Source organism: Bacteroides sp. Phil13 (assembly GCF_001940965.1).
In the GTDB taxonomy this organism is placed as follows: Bacteria; Bacteroidota; Bacteroidia; order Bacteroidales; family Bacteroidaceae; genus Bacteroides; species Bacteroides intestinalis.
This window is the reverse complement of the sequence record NZ_MSHA01000081.1, coordinates 159,470-171,975: the sequence shown is the minus strand read 5'-3', so window position 1 is coordinate 171,975 and position 12,506 is coordinate 159,470. Positions and strand designations below refer to the sequence as shown.

Here is a 12,506-nt window from a genome sequence, read left to right as displayed (position 1 = left end):
CAATCTCTCATGTAAAACCTATTAATCCCTCATTCAAGTTTCTCAAGTAAATCATAGCAATGTGACATATTCATCGTTTACGCGGGGAGAAAAGTCTAAAAAAACACCAGATTACAGACAGCCTCAATATAGATACTAAATACTGGGTATTTCATTGTAAAATAATAAGTTAATCCATAAAAATGCAAATTCAGAAAGTGAGAGTAAGCGGTTTACTCTCACGCCGGATTTTTACTCTCACCCACACTTAATAGTCTAATTATCAATAAGCTACTTTAATAGTGAGAGTAGTGAGAGTAACCTGAGCCAACTTTTTATTGATCGCTGAATTCCCTGATAACCTCCTTCAGATGTATTCTTTAGTCACAATTAGTAGCTTTTAGTGTATGCTTTCTATTTTTTTACGAACTTTTGATTGTAATATTTTTCATTTGTTTGTCTGTTGATTAAACTGTCTCGACTATATAAAAAATGGATACCTGATAATTCGGGAATATAACGTCCGGACACATCAACAGAATCAATAACTAATGAATATTCAATTGTAATCAAGCTTCCCAAATCTCCATGACGTTTTCTGAATACCTGTATGATATCAATTAGAATCCCATTCATCAAAACTTTCTATATTCTTCAAATTCTCTTTTACCCCTCTTTTATAGAGATCATACAAATTATGTCCTAGACTATCCTTTACACCAAAAAGCCAATAGGTATCACCAAAAGGAATAGAATATTTTATATACTTTCCTTTTTCATTTTGAAAGTAAAAAGTTGAATCACGAAGCAAATTATATAATTTATACCATGGTTCTTGTTGGGGTAGTGACTTAAAGAAAATAGGATTATTCATGCTCTCAAAGAATAAACACTGCATTATTCTCGCTATTATTGCCATTAAGTTTGCCATATCTTTGTAATCTCTCAATCATCACTCTTCTACTTTCTCTTAATAGCTAAAAAATCTTTGCAAGCGTTCTTCCTTATTAAATACTCTTTCATTCCAAAGTTCATCTAAAACTTTTCCAGAATCATCCATAATCTTACTAGAAATACGAAAATCATTGTGTAATAAACGAATAGATACATTTTCACCATTTGCTTTCAAAAAGCAGAATGTTGAATCAGAAAATAGCCTGTATAAGGCATCCCACGTATGATTAGTTGATAGATTCTGAAAAAAAGACTTATTCTTTTTGCTTACATAGTGCAATGTTTGAGAATCATGAGGAGCGACTTCTACAGGAAATGATTCTTGTATAAAAAGTTCAAGTATATCAATTCCATTTACGACTGTATAGGTTCTCCCTTGGTTATCAGGAAAGAAAACAAATGCAGAATCGGTTCTATTATAGATATCAATTTCGCCTGAAACCTCTTGTATATAAAAAATCAGACTATCAGGAATTAAAGTATCTGATCTCGAAAGCACCAAGTTGTGAGAAGACAAACACATGAAAAGAGCGTTATCGTTCGGTTTACCTCCTGAAAGATAAGGCCAAAGATCGGAATACTCAATTAGTCTAACACGTACTGTACTATCTTTGATTAATACTCTATCTTTTTTATATTTGGAAATACCTAGAAGCCAGAAATCTAAGTTTGAACTTTCAAAAGTTGCATTGTATTGATTAGTTAACTTATATACTTGCTCTGCAGATAATTCTGGCTCATCCAATTCTGTAAAACAAAAGTATTTACCTTTCTCTCTTATTATTTTAGACGGGTATTCCGGTCTACTGAACGGACTATTCATGCCAGAGATTTCGTAGACACTATTTGAATCGTTCGTTGCCAACTCATATAGATGAATATAGTCATCAACGATATATCCGCTATCTACAAGGGGAATGACATAATTAATAGCCCTCTGATAGAAATCATTCGACCTATAAGTGCAGCCCCAAAGAATGCACGACAGACAAATTAATATAGCTTTTGTTCTATCCATGATCAATATCTTTTTAATAAATACCTAACTGCCTTAAAAGGTCAACTGCACTTTGAATGGGTATCTCTCTAATGTTCGATTGGGTACCATTATATTCATATAAAGTTTGGTTAGCTTTAAAATACACACCATTTCTTGCAGAACTTCGCTTGGCATTCTCCATATCTTTATCAGAGCCTCCCTTAGTACCATTAGGATCAGGATGAGAATGAATATTTACTACTTTTGTACCATTTACAGACAATTCTTTTTGAGCGTAATCTCCATTTTGAACATTGTTTTCTTTCTGATCCGTAGCAACAACAGCTGTAAATGCACCATCATCATTGTATACATCGAACTTCCATTCAGCCTTACTGTTATCTGCGGCAAATTTGAAAACTTCTGCAGCATCCTCTATATTTCGAGTGCTACCATAAGTACTATATCCTTCTTCTTTCTTTTGTACTTCTAACATTTGAGAGAGTAAACCGGATTTTACTGTAATACTTTTCCCCATAGGGCTTTTGCTATTTCCTGAATAACTATGGAGTTTATCAACGCCACTTTTCCCTCTTTGTGCATAAGGGGTACAATTATGCAATCTACCTCTAGGTTCTAAAAGATAATCATCCTTTCCGTCTGGATCAATTCTGTTAATAGGGTTATTTTTGCAATAAGCATAAAGATTTGTTGAATAATACTTCTCCGTCAATGGATCCACCGTCGTAAATCGCCCTAATGCCCCATCATACATTCTCGCCTCATAATCATACCAATCAACCCCATGTATTCTATCCAATTCCTTCCCATTATATTTATAAGACTGAATACCTGAAGTAGTAGTATTTACCTCAAACAAACCGCCAAAAGGATAATAATGGTTAATCTGCTCAACCGTACTTGCCTGATTTATGACAACCCGATTATTGCCTTGATGATCTTTCAAGTAATAATGATAAATAGGAGCATCTCCACTTAACGTCACATAACCTTCTTCAGTGAGAATCATGCTTAGAACTCCATTTTCATAGATCACATTACTACAATAGTCAGTAGTATTAGTCTGAGAAATCTGACTACTTGCCAATTCCTTTATCTGTCCCATTGGTACGGAAATATTGGCAATTGCTGTTTTATGGGTTACTCGTCGTTTCATACCATCAGCACCATATAAGTAATTCGTGCTATTACCATTTGCAAATTGTAGTGTACTTGGCAAATTTAAACTATTATATTGAATCTTAGCTATTTTCTTATTATAATCTTGTTCTAAATTACCATTAGAGTCATATTTGTACTCCTGAATAGAAGTTTTATTGCCATCAACGAAGTTAAATGCACCATTATAAAGAGGATCTGTTGCGGCATCGGTCACATTATTAAGTTGATTGCCCACATACGTTATGGATAAATCATCAATCTTTCCATAAGTACTTCCACTTACCTTACCATATCTTTGTAGACCGGTAATGTTTCCATTATAATCATAACCGATCACATTCTCTGAGAAATTTTTTCCTGTAGGAGGAGTGATACTTGTTCCTTCGCCATAAATAGCATTTCTCATGCGACTCATATTATCATAAGTAAACTTATAACCACGTATACCGTCTTCCCCACTCTTCCAAGTCATACTTCCAATATTGCCATTATAACATTGACTTCCACTCCCTGTGTTATAATAAAGATTTTGTTCGAAAAGTCTTCCGCTGATTTGGGTCAACCAATTACGTATATTATATTCATAAGTCAGCTTATGTCCTGAAGTGCCATGATGTGTTTTGGTTTTTAATCTCCCTAACTTATCATAGGTATTGATAGCAAGCTTTACTTCACTATTCTCATTTAATTTGTGTCTTACTTCTTGCAGGCGTTCTGCATGATCATAAACATAAGTATATAATTCTGTTGCATTTATTGCTGTATGTGTATGACTTGCTGTTAATGGTTTATCAGTAAAAGAATAAGTAATATTATCCACTTCATATTCATTCATATGATTGCTTGAGACCTTTTTTGTCATTCTGCCTTTGACATCGTAATAATTAGCGGAATATAGTTTCTTACCATCTTCCAAAATAGTAGCGACATTACCGGTTAGATAGCCTTTGGCATTGCTGCCCATTGAGAAATGTGGTACACCGGAAAATCCTGTTAATGAACAAAACTTATAATCGTCGTAATAATTCACAATATGTATTTCTTTGACCTTATCAATCGGTATAAATGTAGAATAATATCCACTTCCCCCCAAACCTGTATTGCTATTTTCTCTGTAGCAAGTTACTACTACATCGGGAATTAAATTTAGCCGGTCTATTTCCATACAAATGCCTTGTATTGTAAGACGATTCAACCTATCATACAAATAGAAAGTCCATTCGTTTTGTAACCGTTGATTGCCATCTTGCGAGAATATGAGTCTGTCCAACTTATCATATACATATTTAATAGCTTCTGCTCCCGGCATCTTTTTCTCTATGCACAATTGTCTTCCCATATATTTATATTGGAAAGCATACATATTCAGATTGGCATTTGTCTGATACATCGGTTGAAGAACGTATCGTAAATTATCAAGTCCATCATACACATAATATGTATCAAGAATTTGACTTCCTGAGATTTGTCGTGTTAATATGGTATGTCCCGACTTATCTGTAAAAGTATACCCAACGTTATTATCTTCATCAGTACTTTTGGTTACATATAACTGTCCTGCGGCGTAATACTGATTGCTGGACACCAAAGCTCCGTTGTCATTAACCATGTAATTAAGACAGTTTAATGGAGAAGAAGTGGTGTTATCTCAGAAACTCTGCCTATAGCATCATACTCATAGAATGTTTTTAATCCATTGGGTGACCTTACTTCACTAACTCCGTATAATGGATTATAAAGCCATGTGGTAACTTCACAATCAGAAAATATATTTTGCAAATTATAGAGTGAAGTACTATTGGGGATATTTGAGCTACACAGAGTATTCAACGAACTTTCTCCTAATCGAGACAGTACTTTGGCATATGTAATATTAGTAATTTTTGCAATAATCCGGGAATATTTATATCCCCATAAATAAACAACCGACGAACTGTCTTGATAGGTTACTTCGACAGGATTCCATTTACTATCATACTTATATGAAACAGTACGTCTTTTGGGTGATATATTGCTTGACTCCGTACTTGAAAGCAATGTGAATTTAGTAAATGCATTTCCATACTTATTTTCTAAAATGGCTGTTGAACTGCCTGATGTACGTTTATATCCCATTATTGCAGTAAGTACATTATAGTCCAAGTGATCTTTATAGAAAGAAGAATCGGCAGCATATTTATATGTCTCCTGAATGTAGTCGGAACGACTGGTACTTGTTTGACAGGTTGATATTTGATTACGTTGATTATATGTATAAAGTTTTTCTTTGCTTATTGGTACTGAATTGAAATACTCAGTTTCTGTTTGTTGAGTTAACTGGATGTCATAAGCAATGTATGGATATAAAGTTATAAAAAAACGTCCATTATATATGTATGGATTATAATAAGGATGTGCTTCAATTGAAAGGCAATGATTTACAGGACCAACATAATTGTCTATGACTTTTATATTGACTAATTCTTTAGCCTTATTGGCAATGGAGTATTCATTAATTTCTTCTTTTACGAGTTTATTATTTGCATCATATGTACTTTTCCTGATTAAGCGTCCACTGTAGTTCTCTGGAAAATAGCAAAGTGTAGCATCTGTTTGTGCATCATATCTGCGAAATTGATGGTCTACTATGCTATGTATAGGACAATTATCCAGACCATGACGGATATTATGATCAGTCACAAAGTTAATAGGAATCATCAACAGACCGGAACTTTTATGATTATCCAATTTGTAAAGATATTTGGTTCTCTCTAAGATTTCTCCTGTATTATTCCTTTGGGTAATAGTTTTTATTCTCACTCCGGCACCAATATGTTCCAAAGTGTCTATATCTACATTGAATATTTGTGATTTGTAAGTTAATGTTGCAGCGCTAACATTACGGGCGGTGTAACCTTGATTGGGAACTGTTGACGCTAAAGTAGATGACATTACATAATCCCCAGCTTCCAATGTAAATGATTCAACAACATGATATGAATGTTCATCAGTTACATTTTGTGATGTCACATGATTTTAGAATACCTCCTCCGGTAGAACCAACCTGCCTGATAATTGTTCCTGAACCTTCGACTTGACTCGCTGAATAATCATCAAAACGGACTGTTACATTTATGGTTACAGTTTGTGCAAATGGAATATTGAAAGTTACAAATGGAGTGGAAAACTCTGCATTATTGTTATTCACCGTATTTAAATATGCCAATTTAGGAGCATACTTTTCTAAATCTTCTTTTGAAATGACTTTGGCATTAGTAAAAGTATGAGGTTCAAATTCGAATTCTACACTACCTCCCGTCGGGTATGTTATTTTTTTTAGCATATTAGCCGTTATATATTTACGACTCGCATTCCTGACAGCTGTTTGTGCTGGTAGCTCCTGTCCCTGAATTATAAGTGCGTTTTGATTAATTCCTAATCCTTCAATAGAGGGTATAAGTGTGTGGCGGTAACCGGTAAGTGAAGATATATTTTCTGCGCCATTGTAAAATCCCCAATAATCCATAGCGAAGGATGTTTTATATGGCAACGGTTGTTCTCCATTATAAATAAATGAATATGTTTCCCCTTGTACCTTTATTGGGTTGAATAGTGGTTATCTGACATTTCATTAGTTTGTCTCCTGAGCGAGGGAGATTATAAGATGTGTTCAAGGTTTGACTATAAACACATAAAGGGAATAAGAACCCCACGAGAACAGTACGTAATGTCTTTCCCATAGTCATTTGATTTTTAATAGTTAACGCTCTAAATATACCCAAAAGAAGTGACAAAGAGAATTTATTTGAGTATGAAATGCACAGTTCTGTTCTTTAACATAAAAAAATAGGGCGAAGCCTCCGCCCCGCCCTATCTCCTTTGTGATACTTGTAGATTAATTAAAGAATTCCCTTTACTGTTTCCAACATTCCTTTTTCCTGAATAGAATCCAGATTAGCTTTTACAGCAGCGGTAAGTCCCGGGATGTTATTCAAATCTTCGCCCCAGATAGAAGTTGCAGCAAGTACGCCTTCGGCTACTTTCTGAGTATCATCTGTTGCCCACAGGTCTTTCAGCAATTGCATGATTTCCGGAGCATCGTTCGGGGTGATCTCAGCACCGTCTTCACGAACACCACCTTTATAATATGTGATGATAGCGGCCAAACCGAGAACCAGCCCCTTAGGCAATTCACCTTTGCGTTGCAGATAAGTCTTCAAACCAGGCAGGTCACGAGTTTCATATTTCGGGAAAGAGTTCAGCATAATGCTGGTAACGGCATGGTCAACAAACGGATTGTTGAAACGCTCCAATACATCTTCCGCAAACTTCTTCAACTCATCTTTCGGCAAGTTCAATGTTTCCATCAACTCATCGAACATTACCTTATTGATGTACTGACCAATAACCGGATGTTGACAAGCATCACGCACAATGTTTACGCCCGACAAGTAAGCTACCGGAGAAAGAACAGTGTGAGGGCCATTCAGCAACGTTACTTTTCTTTCGTGATACGGTGCTTCAGAAGGAACGAATAATACATTCAGACCAGCCTTGTCAGCAGGGAATTCTTTGGCAATCTCCTGTGGAGCTTCGATGACCCAAAGGTGGAAAATTTCAGCCTGTACCACCAAATTATCATCATACTGTAATTTTTCCTTAATTGCTGCAATATCCTTGCGCGGGAATCCCGGAACAATACGGTCAACAAGCGTAGCGTATACACCACATGCTTCTTCAAACCAAGTCTTGAATTCATCACCCAATTGCCATAATTCGATATATTGGTAGATGGTTTCTTTCAGCTTGTGACCGTTCAGGAAGATAAGTTCGCAAGGAAAGATAATCAGACCTTTGCCCTTATCACCGTTGAATGTCTTGAAACGATGATACAGTAGTTGGGTCAGTTTGCCCGGATAAGAAGAAGCCGGAGCGTCAGCCAGTTTGCAGGAGGGATCGAAAGCGATACCGGCTTCCGTTGTGTTGGAGATTACAAAACGCATTTCCGGTTGCTCAGCCAACTTCATGAATTCATCGTTCTGAGTGTAAGGATTCAGTGCACGGCTGATAACGTCGATCATTGTCAGGCTATTGACAGTTTCTCCTTTATCCAATCCTTGCAGGTTTACGTGATAAAGATCATCCTGTGCATTCAGCATGTCTACCATACCTTTCTCGATAGGTTGAACTACTACAACACTGCTATTGAAATCAGCCTTTTCGTTCATGTTATAAATGATCCAGTCGATAAATGCACGTAAGAAGTTTCCTTCACCGAATTGAATGATACGTTCCGGGCGCTGAGCCTTGGAAGCGGTCTGTTTGTTTAATGCTTTCATGCTTAAAAAACGTTTTTTAAATGATTGATATTATGATGTTTATTCAAATTCAAAATAGAAATTGATGTTTTCTTTCATCAGGATGTCGATAGGCATATACTTTACACCGGTCACCGGACGTTTGAATACGACATGGTCGCACAGAGCTTTTACACCGCAGTATCCTTGCAGTCCCGGGCGTTGTCCAATGAGATAATTTACTTCACCGGATTTCAGGTATTCCACGTTTTTGGGCAGAAGGTCATATCCAACCAATCCTTCCAAATGGTGTCCTGTTTCCTGTAGATATCCTGCCACCTGGTAGACACGTGAGTTAAAAACGGCTCCTAATACTGCCTTGGAATGTGCGGCAAAGAAATCTTCCAATGTCCGGCGGTTGGCTTCATCATCTTCTTTATTCAGTACTACATCGTGAACCACCAGATTCTCATGTTCCTGTGCAATAAAATTCATGAAACCGTCCATGCGTCGTTGCATCTGTATTTCTGCCGGACTATTCTTTTTATTATTAAGAAATAGTATCAGTTCCTGTCCTTCCTTGTACTTGCGCATCAGGATTTTAGCAGCCATATACCCGCTTGTTTGGGAGTCCTGGCCGATGTAGCAGAGTGCATGGGTGTCTTCTATATTAAAGTCGACAAATGCGTAAGGTATCTTTTTCCCTTCCAGATAAGATGTCAGCGATATTGTCTCTTCACGGAAATTGGGGGCGATCAATACGGCATCCACTATTTCTTTGCGGAGCTTCGCGCAGGCTTTTTCATAAGAAAGCCGGTCGGCATGATGGTAGCACAAAAAGTCCACGCTTACATTAAAAGGACGCAACTCTTGTGCGGCACGGTTGATACCTTCTGCAACGGAATGCCAATAGTCATGTTCCACATAATAAGGTATAATACACAGAACACGGTAGCGCTTCTTGGCTGCCAGACCAATGGCAAACATATTAGGATGATAGTCTATCTCATCAAGCACTTTTTGAACCTTCTCCCTGCTGGCAACAGAAACATCTCCCCGATTGTGCAACACGCGGTCCACAGTTCCGGCAGAAACACCCGCCATGCGGGCAATGTCTTTAATGGTGTAGTTCTTGTTTTCCATATTCTTTGTCTCATTCGTTTTAAGGCACTAAAGGTTCAATGTCTAAAACTTAAATATTATAAATATTTGCGGCAAAGATACGAATTATTTTGTTTCTCCAAGTAAATTTTCTACTTTTGTGTTCGATAACGGTTAATAAAAGCAAAAACCAATATCTTGCCTATTAGCTTTACAATCAATACTATATAGGTATAGAAAAGAGAAAGTAATATTTTTATATACTAAAAACACAGTAGAATGAAAAAATTTATGGATGAAAACTTCTTGTTGCAGACAGAAACCGCACAGAAGTTGTATCATGAACATGCGGCCAAGATGCCGATTATCGATTATCACTGTCACTTAATCCCTAAAATGGTAGCAGACGACTATCAGTTTAAGTCATTGACTGAAATCTGGTTGGGCGGCGACCATTATAAATGGCGTGCTATGCGTACCAATGGTGTAGACGAACGTTTCTGCACAGGTAAGGATACTTCCGACTGGGAAAAATTTGAAAAGTGGGCTGAAACCGTTCCTTATACTTTCCGTAATCCTTTGTATCACTGGACACACCTGGAGTTGAAGACAGCGTTCGGTATCGATAAGATCCTGAGCCCGAAGACTGCCCGTGAGATTTATGACGAGTGTAATGAGAAGCTGGCTCAACCGGAATACTCTGCTCGTGGCATGATGCGCCGTTATCATGTGGAAGCTGTTTGTACTACGGATGATCCTATTGATTCTCTGGAATATCATATTCAAACACGCGAAAGTGGTTTTGAAATCAAGATGTTGCCGACATGGCGTCCTGACAAGGCAATGGCTGTAGAAGTTCCTGCTGACTTCCGTGCATACGTTGAGAAACTGGCTGAAGTAAGCGGTGTTGCTATCTCTAATTTCGATGATATGATAGCTGCCTTGCGCAAGCGTCATGACTTCTTCGCTGAACAAGGTTGTAAATTGTCCGACCATGGTATTGAAGAATTCTATGCAGAAGACTATACAGATGCTGAAATCAAAGCTATATTTAATAAGGTATATGGTGGAACGGAACTGGCTAAGGAAGAAATCCTGAAATTCAAATCAGCTATGCTGGTTATCTTCGGTGAAATGGACTGGGAAAAAGGCTGGACACAACAATTCCACTATGGCGCTATCCGTAACAATAACAGTAAGATGTTCAAGTTGCTTGGTGCTGATACCGGTTTTGATTCTATCGGTGAATTTACTACTGCTAAGGCAATGTCTAAATTCCTCGACCGCTTGAATTCCAAAGGCAAGTTGACGAAGACTATTCTTTATAACCTCAATCCGTGCGCTAATGAAGTTATTGCCACTATGTTGGGCAACTTCCAGGATGGCACGATTCCGGGTAAGATACAGTTTGGTTCCGGCTGGTGGTTCCTCGATCAGAAAGACGGTATGGAGAAACAGATGAATGCTCTTTCCGTACTGGGTCTGTTGAGCCGTTTCGTAGGTATGTTGACGGACTCTCGTTCATTCCTCTCCTATCCGCGTCATGAATATTTCCGCCGTACATTGTGTAATCTTGTTGGCCGTGATATTGAAAATGGTGAAATTCCGGCTTCTGAAATGGACCGCGTGAACCAGATGATTGAAGATATCAGCTACTATAACGCAAAGAATTTCTTCAAGTTCTAAAAGAAGAATTACTTTTTACCCATAGCAAGGAGTGCATCAAAGTTATATTGATGCGCTCCTTTTCTTTTATACGCAGCCATCGCTTCTTTAAAGAATAGTGTTGCTTACACCCGGGTGTAAGTAGCATTATCTTTTAATAATAACTGATATATCCTTTAGACTTACATGAGATATTATATATACGAGAGAGAATTTTTTCCGATGTTATTGGCTTTTATAAATTATTCATTAACTTTGCGACATCTTTAGGGTTATTCTGATATACTCCTAAGGCGTTACATATTAAATAGTTAGAAGCGTTTACCATATTATTCTTGTCAAAGGAAATCGCCAATTTCAAAAAGACACGAGAATAATAGGCAACAAAACGCTCATGCTCGCTGTATATCTAAATGTATAGTAGGGCGTGGGCTGTTGCCTCATTATCTGTGTCTTGGGTGTTTGGCGATACCTCTTTGACAGATAATGGCAACAGTTCCCACGCTTTCATTTTATTTATAGGTGTCGTATGGGACTTTCGACACCGGATATACATGATGAGAAATACTATATCTGCCTTATGTGCAGCAACTTTTCTGTGCCTGCTCTGTTCTTCCTGTTCATCAAGCAGGCAAGTATCCTATTTGCAAAAGCTGAATGAGGAATTCCGGGACACTCTTATAGAATATGATGCCCACATTATGCCTAAAGATTTGCTTACCATCTCCGTCAGTTGTTCTGAACCGGAAGCCGCCTTGCCTTTCAATTTAGTGGTACCTGCTTCACAAACCGGAATTAATTCCACTAATTTAGTTTCACAACCTACCCTGCAAAACTATCTGGTGAATAATCAGGGGGAAATAGTTTTTCCTGTGCTCGGCACTTTGAAAGTAGGCGGAATGACTACTCAGGAAACCTCTGAACTGATTGTGGGGAAACTGGAACGTTACTTGAAAGAGCGTCCCATCGTGACTGTCCGGTTGGTAAACTATAAGATTTCCGTAATTGGAGAAGTAAGCCGCCCGGGAGTCTATACCGTAAATAACGAACAGGTGAATGTTTTTGAAGCTGTAGCAATGGCGGGTGATCTGACCATATACGGGAAGCGTGATAATGTACGCATTATCCGCACTGTAGACGGCAAACAAAATCTTGTCACCATCAACCTGAATGATGAAAACATTATTTATTCCCCCGACTTTTATCTACGGCAGAATGACATCGTTTACGTGGAGCCGAACAAGGCAAAGAAACAGAGTGCCAACATTGGTTCTTCCACCAATCTTCTGATCTCCATAACCTCTATTCTCATATCCCTGGCGGGGTTAATGGTTAACATTTTACGATAAAAAGTATAAATCACTACTAAT

The 12,506-nt window shown here is 37.7% G+C and carries 9 protein-coding genes; 2 read left to right on the top strand and 7 right to left on the bottom strand.

Annotation, left to right across the window (positions count from 1 at the left end; genetic code table 11):
- Positions 1-595 precede the first annotated feature (595 nt).
- The 7 genes from BWI44_RS15490 to BWI44_RS15460 form a co-directional block, all read right to left on the bottom strand.
- Complete coding sequence (locus tag BWI44_RS15490) at positions 596-910, bottom strand: Imm65 family immunity protein (RefSeq protein WP_118422611.1); 315 nt, start codon at positions 908-910, stop codon at positions 596-598.
- Positions 911-949: 39 nt separating this feature from the next.
- Positions 950-1,951: an Imm65 family immunity protein gene (locus BWI44_RS15485; RefSeq protein WP_195209420.1), complete on the bottom strand. Its 1,002-nt coding sequence runs from the start codon at positions 1,949-1,951 to the stop codon at positions 950-952.
- Between the two features lie 13 nt (positions 1,952-1,964).
- Positions 1,965-4,703: a JAB-like toxin 1 domain-containing protein gene (locus tag BWI44_RS15480; RefSeq protein WP_195209421.1), complete on the bottom strand. Its 2,739-nt coding sequence runs from the start codon at positions 4,701-4,703 to the stop codon at positions 1,965-1,967.
- Between the two features lie 14 nt (positions 4,704-4,717).
- Positions 4,718-6,103, bottom strand: a complete 1,386-nt coding sequence (locus BWI44_RS15475) for a hypothetical protein (protein ID WP_195209422.1) — start codon at positions 6,101-6,103, stop codon at positions 4,718-4,720.
- A complete protein-coding gene (locus tag BWI44_RS15470; RefSeq protein ID WP_118422614.1) occupies positions 6,081-6,599 on the bottom strand; it encodes a hypothetical protein in 519 nt (172 codons plus the stop codon). Before BWI44_RS15470 ends, BWI44_RS15475 begins: the two co-directional genes overlap by 23 nt.
- 373 nt (positions 6,600-6,972) lie before the next feature.
- Positions 6,973-8,412: a tagaturonate reductase gene (locus BWI44_RS15465; protein ID WP_195209423.1), complete on the bottom strand. Its 1,440-nt coding sequence runs from the start codon at positions 8,410-8,412 to the stop codon at positions 6,973-6,975.
- Between the two features lie 39 nt (positions 8,413-8,451).
- Positions 8,452-9,513, bottom strand: a complete 1,062-nt coding sequence (locus BWI44_RS15460; protein WP_195209424.1) for a LacI family DNA-binding transcriptional regulator — start codon at positions 9,511-9,513, stop codon at positions 8,452-8,454.
- Positions 9,514-9,750: 237 nt separating this feature from the next.
- On the opposite strand from BWI44_RS15460, the gene uxaC reads away from it, so the two are divergent.
- A complete protein-coding gene (uxaC, locus tag BWI44_RS15455) occupies positions 9,751-11,157 on the top strand; it encodes a glucuronate isomerase (protein ID WP_007662636.1) in 1,407 nt (468 codons plus the stop codon).
- A gap of 623 nt (positions 11,158-11,780) precedes the next feature.
- On the top strand, positions 11,781-12,485 hold the full coding sequence (locus BWI44_RS15450) for a polysaccharide biosynthesis/export family protein (RefSeq protein ID WP_007662638.1): 705 nt from the start codon (positions 11,781-11,783) through the stop codon (positions 12,483-12,485).
- Positions 12,486-12,506: the final 21 nt, after the last annotated feature.